At 71.0% G+C, this 20,104-nt stretch carries 19 protein-coding genes; 5 read left to right on the top strand and 14 right to left on the bottom strand.

What is annotated here, in order from left to right:
• Genes ACLB9X_RS08670 through ACLB9X_RS08635 form a run of 8 tightly spaced genes read right to left on the bottom strand, consistent with a single transcriptional unit; the run spans nt 1 to nt 7,792 of the window.
• Nucleotides 1-1,626 (bottom strand): thiamine pyrophosphate-binding protein, encoded by a 1,626-nt coding sequence (locus ACLB9X_RS08670; protein ID WP_410359672.1) that lies wholly within the window; start codon nt 1,624-1,626, stop codon nt 1-3.
• 9 nt (nt 1,627-1,635) lie between these two features.
• Entirely contained in the window at nt 1,636-2,424 is a 789-nt protein-coding gene (locus ACLB9X_RS08665; protein ID WP_410359671.1) for an SDR family oxidoreductase, read from the bottom strand.
• An 18-nt stretch (nt 2,425-2,442) separates the two neighbouring features.
• Complete coding sequence (locus ACLB9X_RS08660; protein ID WP_410359670.1) at nt 2,443-3,198, bottom strand: SDR family oxidoreductase; 756 nt, start codon at nt 3,196-3,198, stop codon at nt 2,443-2,445.
• Nucleotides 3,191-3,712 carry a cupin domain-containing protein gene (locus tag ACLB9X_RS08655; RefSeq protein ID WP_410359669.1) on the bottom strand — a complete coding sequence of 174 codons (522 nt, stop codon included), beginning with the start codon at nt 3,710-3,712 and terminating at the stop codon, nt 3,191-3,193. Before ACLB9X_RS08655 ends, ACLB9X_RS08660 begins: the two co-directional genes overlap by 8 nt.
• Nucleotides 3,713-3,727: 15 nt before the next feature.
• On the bottom strand, nt 3,728-4,516 hold the full coding sequence (locus tag ACLB9X_RS08650; RefSeq protein ID WP_410359668.1) for an alpha/beta fold hydrolase: 789 nt from the start codon (nt 4,514-4,516) through the stop codon (nt 3,728-3,730).
• Entirely contained in the window at nt 4,513-5,310 is a 798-nt protein-coding gene (locus ACLB9X_RS08645; protein ID WP_410359667.1) for an aspartate dehydrogenase domain-containing protein, read from the bottom strand. Before ACLB9X_RS08645 ends, ACLB9X_RS08650 begins: the two co-directional genes overlap by 4 nt.
• Nucleotides 5,307-6,278 (bottom strand): VOC family protein, encoded by a 972-nt coding sequence (locus ACLB9X_RS08640; RefSeq protein WP_410359666.1) that lies wholly within the window; start codon nt 6,276-6,278, stop codon nt 5,307-5,309. Before ACLB9X_RS08640 ends, ACLB9X_RS08645 begins: the two co-directional genes overlap by 4 nt.
• A gap of 29 nt (nt 6,279-6,307) precedes the next feature.
• On the bottom strand, nt 6,308-7,792 hold the full coding sequence (locus tag ACLB9X_RS08635; RefSeq protein ID WP_410359665.1) for an aldehyde dehydrogenase family protein: 1,485 nt from the start codon (nt 7,790-7,792) through the stop codon (nt 6,308-6,310).
• Between the two features lie 303 nt (nt 7,793-8,095).
• On the opposite strand from ACLB9X_RS08635, the gene ACLB9X_RS08630 reads away from it, so the two are divergent.
• Complete coding sequence (locus ACLB9X_RS08630; protein WP_410359664.1) at nt 8,096-9,460, top strand: MFS transporter; 1,365 nt, start codon at nt 8,096-8,098, stop codon at nt 9,458-9,460.
• 116 nt (nt 9,461-9,576) lie between these two features.
• Nucleotides 9,577-10,122: a MarR family winged helix-turn-helix transcriptional regulator gene (locus ACLB9X_RS08625; protein ID WP_410359663.1), complete on the top strand. Its 546-nt coding sequence runs from the start codon at nt 9,577-9,579 to the stop codon at nt 10,120-10,122.
• A gap of 138 nt (nt 10,123-10,260) precedes the next feature.
• Here ACLB9X_RS08625 and ACLB9X_RS08620 read toward each other — a convergent pair whose 3' ends face one another.
• Nucleotides 10,261-10,764 (bottom strand): hypothetical protein, encoded by a 504-nt coding sequence (locus ACLB9X_RS08620; RefSeq protein WP_410359662.1) that lies wholly within the window; start codon nt 10,762-10,764, stop codon nt 10,261-10,263.
• Between the two features lie 32 nt (nt 10,765-10,796).
• On the opposite strand from ACLB9X_RS08620, the gene ACLB9X_RS08615 reads away from it, so the two are divergent.
• Both ACLB9X_RS08615 and ACLB9X_RS08610 read left to right on the top strand, forming a co-directional pair.
• Nucleotides 10,797-13,943 carry a PKD domain-containing protein gene (locus tag ACLB9X_RS08615; protein WP_410359661.1) on the top strand — a complete coding sequence of 1,049 codons (3,147 nt, stop codon included), beginning with the start codon at nt 10,797-10,799 and terminating at the stop codon, nt 13,941-13,943.
• Between the two features lie 137 nt (nt 13,944-14,080).
• Complete coding sequence (locus ACLB9X_RS08610) at nt 14,081-15,025, top strand: TIM barrel protein (protein ID WP_410359660.1); 945 nt, start codon at nt 14,081-14,083, stop codon at nt 15,023-15,025.
• Between the two features lie 89 nt (nt 15,026-15,114).
• On the opposite strand, the gene ACLB9X_RS08605 is transcribed toward ACLB9X_RS08610, so the two are convergent.
• Entirely contained in the window at nt 15,115-15,678 is a 564-nt protein-coding gene (locus ACLB9X_RS08605) for a hemerythrin domain-containing protein (RefSeq protein ID WP_410359659.1), read from the bottom strand.
• A gap of 379 nt (nt 15,679-16,057) precedes the next feature.
• Between ACLB9X_RS08605 and ACLB9X_RS08600 the strand changes: the two genes are divergently transcribed.
• Nucleotides 16,058-16,666, top strand: a complete 609-nt coding sequence (locus ACLB9X_RS08600; protein WP_410360076.1) for a dihydrofolate reductase family protein — start codon at nt 16,058-16,060, stop codon at nt 16,664-16,666.
• A gap of 44 nt (nt 16,667-16,710) precedes the next feature.
• Here the strand turns inward: ACLB9X_RS08600 and ACLB9X_RS08595 are convergent, their stop codons facing one another.
• From ACLB9X_RS08595 to ACLB9X_RS08580, 4 genes are all read right to left on the bottom strand, one after another.
• Nucleotides 16,711-17,517: a nucleotidyltransferase domain-containing protein gene (locus ACLB9X_RS08595; RefSeq protein WP_410359658.1), complete on the bottom strand. Its 807-nt coding sequence runs from the start codon at nt 17,515-17,517 to the stop codon at nt 16,711-16,713.
• 230 nt (nt 17,518-17,747) lie between these two features.
• On the bottom strand, nt 17,748-18,971 hold the full coding sequence (locus ACLB9X_RS08590) for a serine hydrolase domain-containing protein (protein WP_410360075.1): 1,224 nt from the start codon (nt 18,969-18,971) through the stop codon (nt 17,748-17,750).
• A 378-nt stretch (nt 18,972-19,349) separates the two neighbouring features.
• Complete coding sequence (locus ACLB9X_RS08585; protein WP_410359657.1) at nt 19,350-19,583, bottom strand: hypothetical protein; 234 nt, start codon at nt 19,581-19,583, stop codon at nt 19,350-19,352.
• A gap of 58 nt (nt 19,584-19,641) precedes the next feature.
• Nucleotides 19,642-20,040, bottom strand: coding sequence for a hypothetical protein (locus tag ACLB9X_RS08580; protein WP_410359656.1), 399 nt, complete (start codon nt 20,038-20,040; stop codon nt 19,642-19,644).
• Nucleotides 20,041-20,104 lie beyond the last annotated feature (64 nt).

The following is a 20,104-nucleotide window of genomic DNA, read 5'->3' as shown; positions in this document are numbered from 1 at the left end:
CTACTGGCCGGGGATCCGCACGGGCGGGGTGAACGGGTTCTTCATCGGGCCGAGCGCCGCGAGGTCCACCTCGACGAGCGTCGGGCCGTCGGACGCGACCGCACGGCCGATGACCGGCCCGGCCTGCTCGGCCGCGGAGATCCGCAGGTACGGCAGGGCGCAGGCGCGGGCGAGGAGTGCGAAGTCGGGCGTGGCGAGATCGACGCCGGAGCGGCGCTCGCTGTACCGGTCCTGCATGTTGCGCAGCACGCCGTAGCCGCCGTCGTTGAAGACCATCAGTGTGAGCCGCGGCCGTTCCTGCGCCAGGGTGAGCAACTCGCCGAGGTGGACGGCGAGGCCGCCGTCACCGGCGATCACCACGGTCGGCGCGCCGGGCCGGGCGAGCGCCGCGCCGATGCCCATGCCGAGCCCCTGGCCGATGCCGCCGCCGCGCGGGAAGACATTGTCCCGGGGGTCGTACAGCTCCAGCAGCCGGTTGCCCCAACTGCTGGAGGGGATGGTGACATCGCGGGCGACGACCGCCTCACGGGGCAGCGCGGCCCGGATCGCGTCGCAGATCGCGGCCTGCGGGCCGATGCCGTCGTGCAGGTTCGCCCGCACCTCGGTGCGCACGTCAGTGACGCGCTCGCCCCAGCCCGGCTCGGCGGGACGCGCATGCTCAAGCAGGCGGGCCAGTGTGGCGGCGGCGTCGCCGTGCAGGGGGTGGGGCGCGGGGTACACACGGCCGAGCGCGGCGGTGTCGACGTCGATCTGGATGTGCGCCGCGGGAAGCTCCAGCGTGTAGTCGGCGGTCTCGTTGGAGCGGAAGTGCGTGCCGACCGTGAGCAGCAGGTCGGCGTCCGCGAGCAGGGCGCGCACGGCCGGGGCGGTGGCGAAGTTGCCGATGACCCGGCCGTCGTCCTCGGGCACCGTGCCGCGTCCCGAGTTGGACGTGAGCAGTCCCGCTCCAGTGGCCACCAGCAGCCGGGACACTTCGTCGCGGGCGCCCGTCGCGCCGCCGCCGGCCCAGATCAGAGGGCGGCGGGCACGGGCCAGGACGGCGCCGGCGGCGTCCAGTTCACCGTCCGTGGGCGCCGGTGGGGTGGGCGCGGCAACGGCGGCAGGGGTGTCGGACTGCGCCGCGTACTGGAGGTCGATCGGCCACTCGACACTCGCCGGGCCGCCCGGCGCGGCGAGCGCCGCGCACGCCGCCTCGCGCAGGATCCGGCCGGCCCGGTGCGTGTCCGGCACGCTCGCCGCAAAGGCCGACACGGCCGTCAGCATGCCGAGCTGGTCCTTGGTCTCGTGGATGAAGCCGCGGCCGCTGCCGAGGTACGCGCTATCCACCTGTCCGGTGACGTGCAGCACCGAGCTGCCCGCGCTGAGGGACTCGATCAGCGAGCCGGCCGCGTTGCCTGCGCCGGTGCCGGTCGAGGTCAGCGCACAGCCGAGGCCGCCGCGGGCCCGCCCGTAGGCGTCGGCGGCGTTCACGGCGGACGCCTCGTGCCGTACAGGGACGAACCGCAGGTCGCGGTCGACAGCCTCGACCAGCGGCAGGTTGTGCACGCTGACGATGCCGAACACGGTGCCGATGCCGAGTTCGCGCAGGACGGCGACGAGGAGATCGCCTCCGTTGTCGTAACGCATGGTGTCTCCTCAGAGGATGGAGCGGCCGATGCCGCCGCAGACGTCGATGCTCGTGCCGGTGATGTACGAGGCGCGGGGCGAGAGCAGGGCGACGACCGCGTACGCGACCTCATCGGCCCGGCCGAGACGGCCGAGCGCGACACCCCGGTCGGCGGCCAGTTCCGCCTGCCAGTCCTCGTAAGCCGTCCCGGAGCCGGCGGCGGCGTGGCGGCGGGTCCACTGGCCGGTGTCGATGAGGCCGAGGCAGACGGAGTTGACCCGGATGCCGTCGCCGGCCAGCTCCGCCGACAGGGACTTGGAGAGGTTGAGGATGCCGGCGCGGGCGGCGCTGGTGGTGATCAACCGGGTCTCCGGCTGCTTGGCGAGGACGGCGTTGATGTTGACGACGCTCGCCGCGCCGGATGCGGCGAGATACGGGCGGGCGGCGTGCAGCGGGTTGAGCACCCCGGCGAACTTCAGCTCCAGCTCGTCGCGCCAGTCGTCGGCCGTCGAGTCGTCGAGTCCCTTCATCCGGGACTGCCCGGCGTTGTTGACGAGTCCGTCGACGCCGCCGAACTCCTCGGCGGTGCGCCGGACGAAGCGGCTCACGGAAGCGGCGTCCCGTACGTCGCACACCCCGGTCAGCAGGCGGTCGTGCCCGGCGCCGGTCCAGTCGGCGGCCCTGGCCAGCCGGCCGGCGTCACGTCCGCACGTGGCGACGCGGGCGCCTTCGTCGAGCAGGGCGCGGACCGTGGCCAGGCCGACGCCCGAGCTGCCGCCGGTGACCACGATCGTGCGGTCGGCGAGGCCCAGATCCATCAGTGGTACTCCTGCACTTCAGTTCATGGTGAAGCCGCCGTTGACGGCGATCACCTGTCCGGTCAGATAGCGGGACTCCTCACCGAGCAGGAAGGAGACGATCCCGGTGATGTCGTCGGGCTGCTGCGGCCGGGAGACGGCCCGGTTCGCGCGGTAGAGGTCGTGCCGCACGGCGGGCACGGTCTCGGTGGCCTCGCACTCGGTGAGGCCGGGGGCGACGGCGTTCACGGTGATGCCCCGGTCGCCGAGTTCACGGGCCATCGCCCGGGTGAGCGCGATGACCGCGCCCTTCGAGGCGATGTAGTGGGCAAGGCGTACAGACCCGTACAGGGCGGCGTCCGAGGCGATGTTGACGATCCGGCCGGGAGTGGTGAACAGCGGGTACAGTGCCTTCGACACCAGCCAGGGACTGCGGGCGTTGACCGTCATCAGCCGGTCCCACATCTCGACGTCGATGTCCTGGAACTCCTTGCCGCCCACGCCGTTGGCCAGCGCCGCGTTGTTGACCAGCCCGTACAGCGGGCCGAAGTCGTCTGCGCGGGCGGCGAGTTGCTCCACCGAGGCGGGGTCGGCGACGTCGCAGCGCACGAAGTGCGCGTCGACGCCTTCCGCGCACAGCCCGGCGACGGCCCGCTCGCCCCGCTCCCGGTCCAGCTCGGCGACGACGACCCGGAAGCCGTCGGCACCGGCCCGGCGGGCCATGGCCAGTCCCAGGCCACGGCCCGCCCCGGTGACGACGACCGTCCGCCCACCGGCCGACGGCTCGTCAGCCACGGGTGACGCCGTGCATCGGCGAGTACGCGGGGTACGTCGGTACCTGCGGCTTCTGCGTGCCGATGACGACGCAGAACAGGGCGTCGGTGTCGCCCTCGTTCTTCAGCGAGCGGGTCACACCGGCCGGGACGACGATCATGTCCCGGTAGCCGAGCGTGCGGTACTCGACCTCGTCCGGACCGCGGTGGATGCCGACCCGGACCTCGCCCTCTAGGACGAAGAACGCCTCCTCGACGTCGTGGTGCGTGTGGGCCGGGCCCTCGGCGCCGGGCGGCAGCAGCATGTTGGAGAAGGTGAAGCCGCCGGACGGGATGATGCGGCTGTCGTTCTCGTGGTTGCCGGTGGCTCCCGAGCCGACGTAGCGGATCTGGCCGCGGCGGTACTGCGGGCCGGCCTTCTCCTGGAAGGAGAGCGTGTCGAAGTCCGCCACGCGCGAGTCCTTGGTGGCGATGAGCGAGTCGGTGTACGCGGCGAGGTCGCCGCCGTTGTCGTACGCGGTGGTGGTCAGAGGCATGGTGACGACTCCTGATTACTCGGGGATGCGTGCGGTGATACGGAGGTGGGCGAGCAGCCAGGCGTTGAAGCGGCCCGGCTGTTCCTGGTTGGCCAGGTGACCGGCGTCCTTGACGATCACGCTGGCGGTCCTGGGGACGGACCCGGCGATGGCCTGACTGGCCTCCGGTCCGGTGACCGTGTCCTGGTCGCCGCAGAGCACGAGCGTGGGTGCGGCGACGGTGGGCAGTTCAGCGCGCAGATCGGCCGAGGCCATGGATTCGACGGCGTACGCGTAGCCCGGCAGCCGCACCGCGCCCGCCATGGTGTCGACGACGCGGCGCACCAGCTCGTCCGGCGCGCCGGGCGACACCAGCCGCGGGCCGCGTGCCTCGGCGAAGGCACGGGGGCCCAGCTCGGCCAGTTCGACGGCACGGGCCCGCATGGCCTCGGCCCTGGCCCCGTCCGTGCCGGAACCGGGGCTGGAGTCGGCGACGATCAGGGAGGTGACGAGGCCGGGGTGGCGGGTGGCCAGCCGCAGCGCGATCACACCTCCCCAGGAGACGCCGAGAACATGGGCGCCGGTGCCGCGCTCGCGGATGACGGCGGCAGCGGCGTCCGCGAAGTCGTCGAGGGTGAGGGCGGCGGCCGGATCAGGGGACTTGCCGTAGCCGGGAGCGTCCCAGGCCACGACCCGGAGGAGGGCGGAGAGTTCGGCGAACTGAGGGGCGAAGGACGCCGAGGACGATCCGATGCCGTGCAGGCACAGCAGCAGCGGTCCCCGGTCGCCGGCCTCCTCGACGTGGACGTCGGCGGGCGCGCTCACAGGATCTGTCCCGTCCGTCCGGCGATCGCCGCGACGCTGCGCAGCACCGCATGGGGCACGACCTGGCTGGTCGCCGGATTGCCGGGGATGGGACGGTGCGCGACCTCGAAGCGGTAGGCGCCGTGCGGTCCCGACGCCTCGACCACGTGCTGGGTCAGATGCGCAGAGGGGTCGGCGACGACCCGGACCCGCACGGCGTCCGGGTCCCCGACGGCCAGCGCGACCGACGCGGCCACGTTCGTCGACCTGGGGAACTTCGCGGGCACGTCCCGTGCGGTGCCCGTCATGACGTCGACGGGCCCGGTCGCCGTCCGCATCCGGTGCAGCAACTCCGCGTCCATCCAGGGCTGTTCGAGCGTCGCAGGGAGCTTCGTGGTGGTGAGGCGGACCTCGTCGAGCGGGCCGAGGCAGCGCGCCGCCTGCAGCAGGTCGAGTCCGCCGACCGCGCCGCCCGTGAAGTACACCCGGCCGGGCCCGGCCGCGAGCAGCCGCTCGGCGAGCTCGTCGTCCGTCAGCGCCCCGGTGGAGGCGACGAGCAGGTCGGTGCCCGATGTCAGCACCCGCTCGCCCCACTCGCGTACGACGCCCTGGCCTGCGGCCTCCACGATCAGGTCGCAGAGCTCGAGCGACTCCTCGAAGGACACCTGCCGCACGGGGAAGGCCCCGCCGAGGGGACGGTTGTCGACAACGCACACCAACTCGGCGCCTTCCAGCTGCCCTTCCGCGAGCGCGGTGCCGACGACCCGGCCGATCGCTCCCCAGCCGACGACGCCCACCTTGCGTACGGTGCTCATGCGGCGTTCTCCTCGGTGTGCTCGGTGTGCTCGGGTGCGGATGCGTCGACGGGGGCGAGCGGGCCGGGGTCGGGGGTGCCCGCCATGCGGCAGCGGATCTCCTTCGACGGCGGACCGGCCGTCCCCCACAGGTCCGACAGTTCCGGGACCCGCCGCCACACCCGGGCGATCCAGGCGTCCTCGACGATCTGGGCGACCTCGGAGGTGTACTCGCAGACCAGGCCGGACGGGTCGGTGAAGTAGGAGAACGTGTTGTTGCCGGGGCCGTGCCGGCCGGGGCCCCACTGGGGGGTGATGCCGTGGTGGCGCAGCCGCCCGAGGCCCCGCATGAAGTGGTCGACCGAGGGCATCTCGTACGCCACGTGGTTGAGCGAGGTCCACTCGGCCTGGTTGAAGGCGATGCAGTGGTGGTCCGCGTTGCAGCGCAGGAAGGCCATCTGGTGCTCGGACCAGTCGGACACGCGCAGTCCGAGCACGTCGCAGTAGAAGGCGACGGCGGCGTCGATGTCGGTGGTGTTGAGCACGGCGTGTGTGACGCCGACGGGCACCGCGGCGTCCCGGCCTCGCGGCACGACCGCCTCGACGTGGGCGCTGATCTCGATCAGACGCTGTTCGGGGTCGGTGAACCGGAGCCCGTAGCCGCCGCCCGTCTGCTCCAGCGGACCGGGCCCATGGACGGGGACGATGCCGCGTACCTCGAGGCGGCGGGCGGCCTCGTCGACCTCGGCGGGGGTGGCGACGGCGAACGCGATCCGGCCGAGACCGACCCGCTCCCGCTTGGTCAGGTGCAGGACGTGGTGCTCGTCGCCCGTGCCGCGCAGCCACCGGGCGTCGGCGTCGGACTCGACGGTCGTCAGGCCCCAGACCTCCTCGTAGAAGCCGGCGGCCTCGGTGAAGGCGGGTGTGTGCAGCTCGACGTAGCGCAGGGAGCGCAGCCGGGCGACCGGTCCGGGCGGTGGGTGATGCATGAGTCTCTCCAGAGGGCAGGCGTGTCAAGTCAGTTGGCCCAGGGGAGGGGCGTCTCGGAGGTGCCCCAGTACACGGACTTCTGGCGCTGGTAGGCGCGGATGGCGTCGCGGCCCTTCTCCGTGCCGAGGCCGCTGTCCTTCCAGCCGCTGAACGGGGTGGACGCGCTGAACTGCTTGTACGTGTTGATCCAGACGGTGCCCGCCTCGATCCGGCGCGCGAGCCGCCACGCGGCCCGCGCGTCGCGGGTCCAGATGCCGCAGGCCAGCCCATACACGGAGTCGTTGGCCTGGCGGACGAGGTCGTCCTCGTCCGCGTAGGGCAGGGTCACGAGGACCGGACCGAAGATCTCCTCCTGGCAAGTCCGGGAGGAGTTGGGCAGGCCATCGAGGACGGTCGGCAGGTAGTACGCCCCGTCCCGGTAGCGCTCGCCCTCGGGTGCACTGCCGCCGCACAGCACGCGCGCGCCCTCGGCGCGGGCGAGGTCGACGTAGGCGGCGACGGCGTCGCGGTGGCGGTGGTGCACGAGCGGGCCGACCTGGGTGCCGGGTTCGGCGCCGGGCCCGACGCGCAGTTTCCGTACCCGCTCGACGAGTTCGCCGACGAAGGAGTCGTAGATCTCACGGGCCACGAAGAGGCGCGAACCGGCGATGCAGGACTGGCCGCTGGACGAGAAGATCCCGAACATCACTCCTGCCAGGGCCTGTTCGGTGTCGGCGTCGGCACGTACGACGGTCGGCGACTTGCCGCCCAGTTCCAGTGAGGCGGGGACGAGCTTGTGCGCCGCCACGGCGGCGATCGACCGGCCCGTCTCCGTGCCGCCGGTGAAGCCGATACGGGCGACGAGGGGGTGGCGTACGAGGGCGTCGCCGACCACGCGGCCGCTGCCGGGCAGCACCGAGAGCAGCGCGGTGGGCAGGCCGAACTCGTCGAGTGCCCGGGTGATCAGCCGGCCGAGGGCGAGGGAGACGAGCGGTGTCCAGGCAGCCGGCTTCAGGAGGACCGCGTTCCCGGCGGCGAGGGCGGGGGCGATCTTCTGCGCGTCGCTGGCGACGGGGGAGTTCCAGGGGTTGATCGCGCCGACCACACCGATCGGCTCGTGCACGCTCATCGTGAGGTACGCGCCGCGGGACGGCGTCACCGAGTCCTCGGCGGTCTCCAGAGCCGCCGCCATGTAGCGGAACGTGCCTGCCGCGCTGAGCGCGAGGGCCCTGGTCTCGGCGAGGGTCTTGCCGGTGTCGGCGGTCTGCAGCGCAGAGAGCTCGTCGGCGGCCCCTTCGGTCAGCTCGGCGATCCGGTGCAGGAGCCGGGCGCGCTCGTGGGGAAGCAGGTCGCGCCAGGCCGGGTCCGCCATGGCCTTCGCCGCGGCCTCGGCCGCTTCGGCCACCTCGTCCGCGGATGCGGAGTGGACGGTGGCGAGAAGGCGGCCGGTGGCCGGGTCGACAGTGTCGACCGGCTCGCCGGCGCCGCGCCGCCACTGGCCCGCGATCAGGATGTCGGTGGGGAAGCGGGACACGGATGGACCTCCGGGCGAGGCGGTGAGAAGGGCGGGACTGCGACGGGGGACACGGCCCGAAGGGGGCCTGCTGCTTCGGTGTCCACAGCTGTCGAAGTGCTAGAAATCTAAGGGCTTAAATTTCTCGACGCAAGACCCCGAGGTGGATTCGTTGTGTGTCCCCCCTCTTGGGTGCGGGATCGCCGACCCGCGGTCGGCGATCGGTTGGTCGGCGGCCATATTCCTAAGCCCTTAACCATTGACCGCTTAGGTATGGCCACCTACTGTCTCCGCAACTCCTCTGTTGGCGGAAGGACCCCCTCCATGACGACTGTGGCCGGCAAACCAGCCCTTGGCTCCATAGCAGCGAGACTCGAACGACTGCCGCACTCGCGCTGGCACGTCAAGGTCCGCTTCCTGATCGGCGCCGTCACCTTCTTCGAGGCGTTCGACCAGCTGCTGGCCGCCTCGGCACTGCCCGTCCTGACGAAGGAATGGAACCTGACCACGGGGCAGGCCACCTTCGCCGTCACCTCCGCCTCCATCGGCATGCTGCTCGGAGCCCTGGGCGCCGGCTGGATGGGCGACCGGATCGGCCGCGTCCGCACGGTCGCCCTCGGAGTCGCCGTCACGGGCCTCGCGAGTCTCGCGGTCGCCTTCGCCGACGGCATCGAGACCTTCTCGCTCTTCCGGTTCGTCCAGGGACTCGGCATCGGCGGCGTCGTCCCCGTCGCCGCGACCTACATCAACGAGATCGCCCGGTCCGACAAGCGCGGCCGGTTCGTCCTGCTCTACGAGATGATCTTCCCGGCCGGTCTCGCGGCGGCCACCCTGGTCGCCGTGTGGGTGGTCCCCAACCTCGGCTGGCGCGCCATGTTCGTGATCGGCGCCCTCCCGGTGCTGATCGCCGCCGTGCTGCCGCGCCAGGTCGAGGAGTCCCCGCGCTGGCTGCTGGCCCGCGGCCGCACCGAGGAGGCGGAGGCGGTCATCGCCCGCATCGAGGCCGCGGTCGCCCGCGCCACCGCCGAACCGCTGCCCCTGCCCGCGGCGGCCGTGCCCGAGGAGACGTCCCGCAGCCGGCTGCGCGACCTGTTCCGAGGCCGGTACCTGCGGCGCACCGCCGTGCTGTCGGGCCTGTGGTTCGTCGCCTACTACGTCAACCACGGCATCTCCACGTGGCTGCCGTCGCTCTACACCAAGCAGTTCGGCCTGGATCTGACCACGGCTCTCGTCTACACCCTGCTCAGCAATGTCACCGGTCTGCTCGGCACGCTCGTCGTCGCCCTGCTGATCGACCGGATCGGCCGCCGCCCCGCGCTGGTGGCCGCACTGACGGGCACCATGCTCTCCCTGGGGGTGCTCGCGCTCGCCGGCGCGGTCTCGGGCGGCCAGGTCGCCGTCTTCGCCTCGTGCACGACCTTCTTCCTGTACGCGGTCAACGCGGGTCTCTACCTCTACTCGCCCGAGCTCTACCCGACCCACAACCGGGCCAGGGGAGCGTCGTTCGGCGGACTGTGGAACCGCCTCGGCGTGATCGTCGGCCCCGTCGCCGTCGGCGCGGTCATCGGCTCGGGCGGCAGCCTCTCCCTCGTCTTCGCGCAGCTCGCGGCCGTGGCCGCACTCGGTGCGGTGATCGCCTGGTTCGCGGTCGAGACCAAGGGCAGGACGCTGGAGGAGCTCAACTCCTGACGGGCGGCGGGCTCCGGGAAGGGCCCGGCGGCCTCCGTAGAACGCAATCGCCTCAGCGGTAAGATTCTCAGGGTCGTGAGAAGTCGGACGGGCGTGCCGGCGAGGCCTGCGAGGGGATGAGAATGGCTGCATCGAGGCCGACGGACCGGGACGCCGTGGCGCAGGTGATCGAGGACTGGGCGCGTGAACGGCCGGAGCTGGACACGAGCCCGCTGGAGGTCCTCGCCCGGCTCCACCGCTCCTTCCTGCGCTACAACACCAGGCTCACCGCGTCCATCGAGCGCCACGGCCTGTCCGTCGCCGGCTTCGACGTACTGACCGCGCTGCGGCGGTCGGGGGAGCCGTACCGGCTGACGGCGGGGCAGCTCGCCGACTCGGGCCTGGTCTCGTCGGCGGGAGTGACGCTGCGGATCGACCGCCTGGAGAAGGACGGCCTCATCGTCCGCGAAAGGGACGCGGACGACCGCCGGGTCGTCTACTCCCGTCTCACCGACAAGGGTCTCGCAACGGTGGACACCGTGTTCTCGGAGCACCTCGACAACGAGAGCCGGATGCTCGCCGGCCTCTCCCCGAGCGAGCGCCGCCGGCTCGCGGGGTTGCTGCGCAAGCTGGAGAGCTCCATTCTCGCGTCGGACGAGGAAGAGGCCGGCTCGGCGGTGTGAGGCCCACCGCGGGCGTCCGGCCGGAGCTGCCCGACATGGCCCTCGAACGGCGTATGCCGCGTCCGACCACAAACAACCAGCACAGAGCAACTCACCCACAACGGGCGGATGCGGTGATGCGCCGTCCGCTGCCGATGGTTACCGCCGTCGCCGCCGGATCCGGGACGGGGCCGCGAAGCCGACGCGTGGTGAACGACGCCCAGGCGGTGTGGCCGGCCCCGTGGCGCCGCGGTGCCCATCGACGTACCGGCGCCCGATGCGCTGATCCTCGGCGGCTGCTTCGTCAGGCTCGTCCAGGTCGTGCCGACGGCGTTCCAGCGGTGGCTCGGCGAGCGGATCGTCCAGCCGGTCCTCGCCCGCTGCGCCGCGCGACGCCCCCAACTCTTTGTCCAGCCAGGAGAAAAAGAAGAAGGAACCTTGGATAAAGCTCTTCCGTCCCTCGGGGGAAGTGGCTACGGTCACTGGCGAACTCCCGCCGTGGAAGGGCGAGTGGCGTCGATGGCTGCGCGAGCGGAGAACCCGCACCACGCGCGCCCGGCCCGACTGGTGCTCGAGCACGCCGCCACGGTTGGCGTTCGTGCGCAGGTTCACGGGGATTGAACCGTCCACCGCCGCCTTCGACGCGGCCTTCAACTCCGGCACTTCCGCAACCGAGCACGACCACAGAAGGGTCGATGGTGTCAGCCTCGATACACGCACGCGCGCGCAGCCTCATCGCCGGCCTCACCGCCTGCGCCCTCTTCATCGGTCTGCTGATGCTCAGCCAGGCCAGTCATGCCACCACCGTCTCGGACGAGCCTCCCTCTGACGAGAAGTTCGAGCAGATCACGCTGGCCATGGGTCCGGATCGGGTCGGTGAGGCCATCGCCCTCGCGGTGCTGCCCGACGGTCGTGTCCTGCACACGAGTCGTGACGGGCGGGTCTTCCTGAGCGAAGAGGGCGTCGGCACGACGGTCGCTGCGCGGATCCCGGTGTACAAGCACGACGAGGAAGGACTGCAAGGGATCGCGGTGGCACCCGACTTCGCGCAGACGCGGTGGGTCTACCTCATGTACGCACCGAAGCTCGACACACCCGCCGACGACCCCGCGACGCCCGGTGTCAACGAGGGTGACGCCCCTGCCGAGGGCAGCGCGGAGGACTTCGAGCGCTACAAGGGCGAGACGTACGTGTCGCGCTTCCGGCTCGACGGCTCGACGCTCGACATGGGCGGCGAGCAGGTCGTCCTGAAGATCCCCGCGGACCGCGGCCTGTGCTGCCACGTCGGGGGTGACCTGAACTTCGACCAAGCGGGCAACCTGCTGATCTCCACCGGCGACGACACCAACCCCTTCGCCTCCGACGGATACACTCCGATCGACGAGCGGCCGAACCGCAACCCGTCGTACGACGCGCAGCGGACCTCTTCGAACACCAACGACCTGCGCGGCAAGATCCTGCGGATCCGCCCGGAGGCAGACGGCAGTTACACGATCCCCGCAGGCAACCTGTTCGGTCCGAACGGGAAGTACCCCGACACCGACCCCACGAAGGTGCGGCCGGAGATCTACGCCATGGGCTTCCGCAACCCGTTCCGCTTCAGCGTCGACGCCAGGACCGGCTGGCTCTACGTCGGCGAGTACGGCCCGGACGCCGCCGGCGAGTCGGAGACACGGGGACCGGGCGGCCTGGTCGAGGTCAACCAGATCCGGGAGCCCGGCAACTACGGCTGGCCGTACTGCACCGGGCCCAACCTGACCTTCAACGACTACGACTTCGCCACCGGGCAGTCCGGCCCGAAGTTCACCTGTGACGCACCGGTGAACGAGTCGCCCCGCAACACCGGCCTGCGCGAGCTGCCGCCGGCACAGCATCCCTGGATCTGGTACGACGGCGGCACCGTGCACTACGACGGGAAGTCCACCGACGAGTTCGGCAGCGGCCAGGAGGCACCCATGGCCGGCCCCGTCTACCGCTTCGACCCCACTCTGGTGTCGGACACCAAGTTCCCCGCCCACTTCGACGGCCACTTCTTCCTGGGGGAATGGGGCCGCGGATGGATGAAGGACATCGCGATCGGAGTCGAGGGCCAACCCGCGACGGTCCACCCGTTCTTCGACTCCGGGACAGTGGCGGCACCGATGGACTTCGAGTTCGGCCCGGACGGGTCGCTGTACGTCATGGACTACGGCAGCGCCAGTTACGGCGGCATGTACGCCGGCGGGAGCCCGGACGCGGCCGTCTACAAGATCAATCACGTGGACGGTTCACGCTCGCCGACCGCCCGCGTATCGGCCGACCCATCGAGCGGCACGGCACCCCTGACGGTCGCCTTCTCCAGTGCCGGCAGCCGAGACCCTGAAGGCGACCCCTTGACCTACGCCTGGGACTTCGACGGCGACGGAAGGACCGACGCGACCGACGCCGACCCGAGCCACGTGTACCGGAGCAACGGCACGTTCACCCCCCGGCTCACCGTCACCGACGGCGCGGGCAAGACCGGGACGGCGACGACGACGATCGTCGTGGGCAACGACCGGCCCACCGTGACGATCAAGCGGCCGGCGAACGGCGGCGTGTTCGACTACGGCGACCGGCTCTCCTTCGAGGTCGAGGTCAGCGACCCGCAGGACGGGCCGATCGACTGCACGAGGGTGCACGTCGAGACGGCGCTCGGCCACAACGAGCACGCGCATGGGGACCAGAGCTTCACGGGCTGCTCTGGCACGCTGACCGTGCCGGCGGCGTGGGAGCCGGACACCCAGTCCAGCTTCTACGCGGTCTCGGCCAGTTACACCGACGACGGTGGCGCCGACGGGACTCCCTCGCTCACCGGCAGTGACACGGCCGTGCTGCAGCCGCGGATGAAGCAGGCCGAGCACTTCTCCCACCACAGCGGCGTGAAGGTGGTCGAGATCTCCGATCCGAAGGGCGGCGGTGGCCGGGCCATCGGCGAGCTGGAGGACGGCGACCACGTGTCCTACGAGCCGTTCGACCTGACCGGCATCGAGCGCCTCGACCTGCGGATCGCCGCCGGCGCGCTCGGCGGCACGGTAGAAGTCCGTACCGGCGCGGCAGATGGTCCGCTGCTGGGATCGGCCGAGGTGCCGGGCACGCTCGATGGGCAGAACTGGACGACGGCCGGCGTTCCGGTGCGCGACCCGGGCGGCTCGCACGAGCTCTTCCTGGTGTTCCGCAATCCGCTCGTGCCACCGACGCCCGTCGACGCGGACAGCATGATGGTGGTGAACTACATCGAGTTCGTGGGCACGGGGCTGAACTCGCCACCGGCGGCACGGGCTTCTGCGACCCCGACCGGCGGCGCCGCGCCGCTCGCGGTGGAGTTCACGGGCCGCGGCAGCGATCCCGAAGACGACGCGCTGTCCTACCACTGGGACTTCGGGGTCCCCGGCCAGGGCGCCGACACGCAGACCGCCAGGTACACCTACACCGAGCCGGGAAGCTACACGGCGGTCCTGAGCGTCACCGACGGAAAGGGGAACACGGAGCGCGACACGGTGACGATCTCCGTGACCGAGGGACCGGACACGACGGCACCGGTGATCAGCGACGTCGCACCGGCCGATGGGTCCAGCACATCGGACAGGCAACCGACGATCGGCGCGACGGTGAGGGACGACCGCTCCGACCTCACTGCCGCGCACCTGACGATGTACCTCGACGGGCAAGCCGTGGAGTTCACCTACGACGAGGTCACCCACCGGATCACCCACGTGCCCGCCAAGAAGCCGGCCACCGGCTCCCACCACGTACGCGTGATCGCGGAGGATCCGTCCGGAAACACGTCCAGCCGGAGCTGGAGTTTCACCGTGGTCCGTTGACCGCAGGCACGGAGTCCGGCGGAGCCCGTGGCGTGCTCCGCCGGACTCCCAGTCCCAGATCAATGAGCACATGGGGATGCCGAAGCCTTCGGCAGGAACGAAGTGAGGAAACAATGTGCACCCGTTACGGTAACGAATTGCCCGCGGACATGCGGGCGCTGCTTGGCCGCCGTGGATTTCTGAAGGCAGGCGCCGCCGCGGCGGTGCTGGGCACCGCCGGCACGGCCGGCGCTCCCTCCGCTGTCGCGGCTCCCGACGCCGTACCGCAGGAACAGCGGCCCCAGCGGGACAAGCACCGGGTGCCGCCGGAGGCCGTCAGCATCCAGCTGTACACCATGCGCGAGCTCATGGACGCCGACCTCGACGGGACATTCGCCGGCCTGGCGGCCATCGGCTACCGCAAGGTCGAACAAGCAGGCTTCCACGGCCGCACGGCGCGGGAGTTCAAGCGCGCCCTCGACGCGCACGGGCTGCGCGCCACCTCCGGCCACCAGTCGCCGTATCCCTACGACGAATCGCGCTGGCGGAAGATGATCGAGGACGCTTTCATACTCGGGCAGCGGTACATGGTGGAACCGCTTCCCGCATTCATCGCGACAGGGCTCGTCAGCCCGCTGAGCCCGCCGTCGCTCGCGTGGGGCCAGTACGCGCACGACCTCAACAAGGCGGCGGAACAGGCCGGGATCTTCGGCATCGAGGTCGGCTACCACAACCACAACGTGGAGTTCCTGCCCCTGCCCGACGACCCGGGCCGGACCGGCTACGACATCCTGCTCGCCGAGACGGATCCCGGCCTGGTGCACTTCGAGTTGGACCTCTACTGGGCCTGGCGGGCCGGGCAGGATCCCGTCGAGCTGCTGGAGGCCCACCCGACGCGGTTCCGCCAGTTCCACGTCAAGGACATGGACGAGAACGGCGACATCACCGCACCCGGTGCCGGCGTCATCGACTTCGCCCGCGTCTTCCAGGCCGCCGCGAACCTCGGCATCACGGAGTACATCGTCGAGCAGGACAACGCCGGGCAGAACGCCATGGAAACCGCGCGACTCGGCTTCGACCTCTTGTCCACCATCCGTTGGTGACGGTGCGTCGCAACGTGGCATTCCTGCGAAGCCCGACGCCGGGGTGACCGTGTCGGTGACCACACGGCCGGACCAGCGGGCCGGGCAGGTCAGCCGTCGTGACCGCGCCCGGTGAGCAGGTCGCGCAGGTGGTCCACCATGCTGGCGCCGGGCGCGAGGATCTTGTTCGCCGGTGCGGTGTCGGGTGCGGACGGGTGCGGCCGGGTCGGAGCCGCCTTCTTGGCGGAGCGGATCCTCTCACCGAGTTCGTCGAGCGCGTGCGGGGGACAGGCGTCGGCCAGCAGGGGAAAGAGGCGGTTCTCCTCGTCCTGCACATGGGTGGCGACGGACCTCTTCAGCCGGGCGAGGAGCGTGTCGAACCGGTCGTCGACGGGCCGGCAGCTCTCCAGTTCCTTGAGCATGTGCTCGACCTCGGCGTGGTCGGCGAGTTCCTCGTCGGCCAGGTCGTCGCCGCCGTCGACGTACCGGCGCACCGCCGGGTAGAGGTACTCCTCCTCGGCGACCGAGTGCCGCACCAGCTCCAGGGTGAGCTGGTCGGCCAGCTCCCGTCGCTTCCCGTCGGCGGTCGGCAGCTCTTCGATCTTCTCGAACAGCGCATCGACCTCGCGGTGGTCCGTGGTCAGTTCCTCGATGACGTTTCCGCCGTGTCCCATGACGCCTCCCTCGGCTTGGTGACGGTCACCGGCCGCACGGGGTCCGACGACTCGGTGACGCCCGGTTCCCCACAGTGCGGCGAGCCGAGCCCACACAACGGTTACCCCGCCGCGCACGGTTGCCGGAGAGCCCATTCGGGTCACATCCCGGCCGGTGGCGTCGGCGGGGGGCATGCCCCGCGTGGCGACCCGCGGTGGCCACGGTCGGCTTCACAGTGCTCGGCGGCGTCGCGATGTCCGACGAGGGCCTCGGGAGTGGTCTCCCGGCCGCTTCGACGCCGCTCCGGACACCAACCGCACGTGCGCGTAGGCTCGTTGAGGCCGCTTCGCTTCGGCCTCACGGTGTTCCACACGACCAACGGACAACGTAAGGGTGCTCGTGCGCAGACTCGTCTACTACATCGCCTCCACCATCGACGGATTCATCGCGGGACCGGACGGTGCCGACCCGACCGGACCGGACGGCTTCTGGCCGATCCCCGAGGACTACGTGCAGCACCTCGTCGCCGAATACCCGGAGACCCTCCCCGGACCGGCCCGGGCCGCGCTCTCCGTGACGGTGGACGGCACACATTTCGACACCGTTCTCGAAGGACGGCGCTCCTACGAGATCGGTCTCCGCGCCGGCCTCACCGACGCCTACCCGCACCTGCGGCACCTGGTGTTCTCCCGGACCCTGACCGAGAGCCCGGATCCCGCCGTGGAGCTCGTCGCCGGGAACCCGGTCGCGAAGGTGCGGGAGCTGAAGAAGGAGGAGGGCAAGGACATCTGGCTGCTCGGCGGTGGCGAACTGGCCGGTGCGCTCTATCCGGAGATCGACGGGCTGATCGTAAAACTGGGCCCGCTGACCATCGGCACCGGGATACCGCTCTTCTCCGACAAGGCCGGGTTCGATCCGCGCGGGTGGGAACTCACGGGCCACACCGCCCTGAAAAGCGGGGCGGTCTTCCTCACTTACGCCCGCAAGTCCCCGGCGCGCGGGGCTTGATGCGGAGGCCCTCCGGCCCCGAGTCGCCGGCATGCGCCGGCGGCTCAGGGCCGTGGTGCTCTCTCGCCGTGCACGGCGGCGTACTCGGCGGCGAGCCAAGGCCCCAGGTCGTCGAGGAGCAGGCTCAGCACCGCCGAGTCGGCAGACGGCGCGCGGCCTGCGGCCGAGGCCACGCGCATCTGCTCGCGGCGCTCGGGGTAGTAGCGGCCGAAGACGTCGGCCGACTCCGCGAGGTCGCTGGTCCAGCCGCCCCAGCGGGGCATGACCAGAGTGAAGCCGGTGCGCACGAGCTTGCGTCCGACGCCGCGGCCGAGCGCCTTGCGGTCGGCCTCCGTGGCGGCCTCCGCCGCTCGGGTACGCCAGCGGGGAAGCACGCGAGCGAGGTCACCGTTCGTCTCGCGGGCGAGCAGGCTCGTGGGACGGTAGCGAGGCAGCTGTGCGGCGAGGTCGCTGCCGAGCAGCGGCGTGCACAGGCAGGCGACGAAGAAGCCGCCGTCATGGCGCTCGAGTTCGCTGAGCAGCGCGGGCGCGCTGGACAGAAGAATGCCGACGCCGTTGATCTGGGGGAAGCAACGGTCGAGCACGGCCTCGATCGTTCGGGCGCGGGCGCGGTCGGACGCGGTGGGCTCGTCGCGGAGGGCGAGAAGCAGGTCGAGGTCGGAGACGCCGGGAACGGCGGTGCCGCGGGGGATGCTGCCGTAGAGGTAGGCGCTGTGCAGCCGGGTGCCGTCGAACATCTCGGTGATCCGCGCGCGGGCGGCGTCGACGACGGGGACGAAAGCGTCCGGCACACGGCTCAGCGCTCCCTCGCGTGCGATGGTCCCGTCGCTCTCCAGCCCGCTTCCGCTCATGCGCCCACTCTGGTGTCTGCCACGTCTGGTGCCGAGCGGATTTTCCCGCGGCGCCGGCCGCCCTCGTTCCCGCCGACGAGCGCCCTCGTGTCAACGGTGCCCGATCCGGTGCGCCGCCGCGCGGGCACATGAGATCAGCGCCGCCGCCTGAGCCGTGTCCGCCGCCCCCCTCGCGCGGAGAGCCGAGCCAGAGCCGGGCCCGGGACATTCCGGCTCCGTCGCCGCCGTCCCTAGGACGTCAGCGACGGAGACGGCCGGCTCGCCACGACCGGAATGTTGAACACGTTGTCGGGGCTGACGATGCGGGTGATCGCCTCGCCGAAAAGGGTGCTGGGCTCCGTGTTGTCGTGCAGGATGTCCGTGTTGAGGAGCACCACCAGCGTGGCCTGCGCCTCGGGGAGGTAGAGGGTGAGGGACTCGTAGCCGGGCAGGGAGCCGTTGTGGCCGATCCAGCCCTGGATGTCGAAGATGCCCAGCCCGTAGCCGGCGCCCGGAATGGCGGTCGGCTCGGTCTTGAGGCGCTGTTCCTGCGTCTCGCGGGACAGCAGGGTGCCCGTGGCGACGGTACGCGCCCAACTGCGCAGGTCCCGCAGCGTGGAGACCATCGCCCCGGCCGCCCACGCCCACGAGGGATTCCAGTCCACGGTGTCCTCGACCTTCCCCGAGGCCGTCTGGTCGGTGTAGCCGTGGGCGTGCGGGCTGGGGAACTCCGTGCCGGTCGGGAAGACGGTGTGGCGCAGTCCGGCCGGCTTCACGACCCGTTGGTCGACGAACTCGTGCAGCGGCATGCCGCCGACCTTCTCCACCACCAGGCCGAGCAGGATCAGGTTGGTGTTGCTGTACTCGAATTCCTCACCGGGCTGGAACTGCACCGGGTGTTTGAAGGCGTAGTCCAGCAACTGCTGGGGAGTAAAGGACTTCTGCGGATCGGAGACCAGTGCTTTGACGAAGCCCTCGTCCATGGAGTAGTTGAACAGACCGCTGCGCATGCTCGCCAGGTTGCGCAGGGTGATCCTGTCTCCGTTGGGAACTCCCTTGACGTACCTGTCGATCGGATCGTCCAGCCCCAGCTTGCCCTCGTCGACCAGTTCGAGCAGTGCCGTGACGGTGAAGGTCTTGGTCTCGCTGCCGATACGCATGTACAGATTCGGATCCATGCGGGCGCCGGTGGCCTTGTCGGCGACGCCGAAGGTCCGGACGTAGCTCCCCTTCCCGGGCGCCGACAGACTGACCATCACACCGGGCACGTTCGCCTCGCGCATGACCTGCTGGACCGCCCTGTCGAGACGCGCGGCGACGGCCGGGCTGAGCTCGGGGAAGTCGTTGTCGCCGACGGCCGGCGCGGAGAGGGACGGCTCCAGGAGCGGTGCGACGCCGTACGCGGTTCCCGTCGAAGCGGGCACCGCCAGCACCGAGGCCGCGACCAGGCACACGCACGCCCTCCGCCAGCGCATCTGCGAATACGTCACGGAATACGTCACGGGCAGACCTCCTGCCGGGCGGGGACGTCCGGGCGGGGACGTCCTGATGAGGACATCACTCCTCCTCACGCTAGGCCCGCCGGTTCGCCCCCGCATGGCGGCACCCGGGTTGCGGACCTCGCGCAACCGTGCGCCTGACGCACCGCCAGGTGACGTGCTCTGCCGTCCTGGACGCCCGCCGTACGAGGCCCCACCGCATGCCTGATCCGGCCGGACGGCTGTCCGGGCCTGCACCTCGTCCGGACGGTGTCGGACGGCGGGCCGCTTGTACCGGCCGGCCGACGTACGGCGACACGGCACCGGTCCGGACGTCGTGCCCGGACCGGTGCCTCGACTAGCCCCCGGTGTGTGTCAGCCGCCCACACGAGTGCCGAGCAGCTGCTTGCCCAGCTCGGCCCCCTTGCGGCTGTCCGCCTGGGCCTTGCGGAAGAGATCCGCGAGCTCGGTGTCGTTCTCGCGCTCCGCGTCCTGGATGTACGTCTCCAGGCGCAGCGCGTTGCTCAGACAGCTCTCGACGTACCAGATCAGGTTGTAGTCCTTGTCCTTGGTTCCGGTGACGCCGCCGGTTTCGGTGTTGCCGGCCATGGTGGGCCCGCCCTTCGGTCGTGTGAATGGTCAAGGTTCGTACGGCAGCCTCACTGCCTCACGCCGCCGCTTCGCTGCCGAAGCGCGGAGCAGGAGCCTGCTCCGACGTACGCGGCGGCCCGGCGAGGACGCCCCCGCTGCGGCGCAGGACGGCGTACCCGATGCCGATGCCGATGGCCACGGGCCACTCGATGACGTCCGTGGCACCGAGGACGCCGAGACCCACGTAGAGCGGGAGCCCGCGCTTGGCGGGCAGCACCTGGCGTGCCACGGCCACGGGCAGCAGAGCCGCGTTGAGCGCACCGTTCGCCACCCGGTCGAGCGAGGGAACGGTGAAGGTGATCGTGCGCCGGGACCGGCGGGACTCCCGCTGATCTGGTGACGTTTCCGGCCCTCCGGGGGCTGTTTCGTCAACGGGAGCGGAGGAGTGTTCGCTGGGGTTCGTCATGGCGGTCACGACTCTCACCTCGCTAGAGCTTTCGGTCCGCCGGAGACATACAAGGCACGTGTTCCCCGAATGC

Source organism: Streptomyces sp. 5K101 (genome assembly GCF_046506645.1).
In the GTDB taxonomy this organism is placed as follows: Bacteria; Actinomycetota; Actinomycetes; order Streptomycetales; family Streptomycetaceae; genus Streptomyces.
Note: the sequence above shows the minus strand (reverse complement) of the source record. Positions and strands in the feature narration are given on the sequence as shown.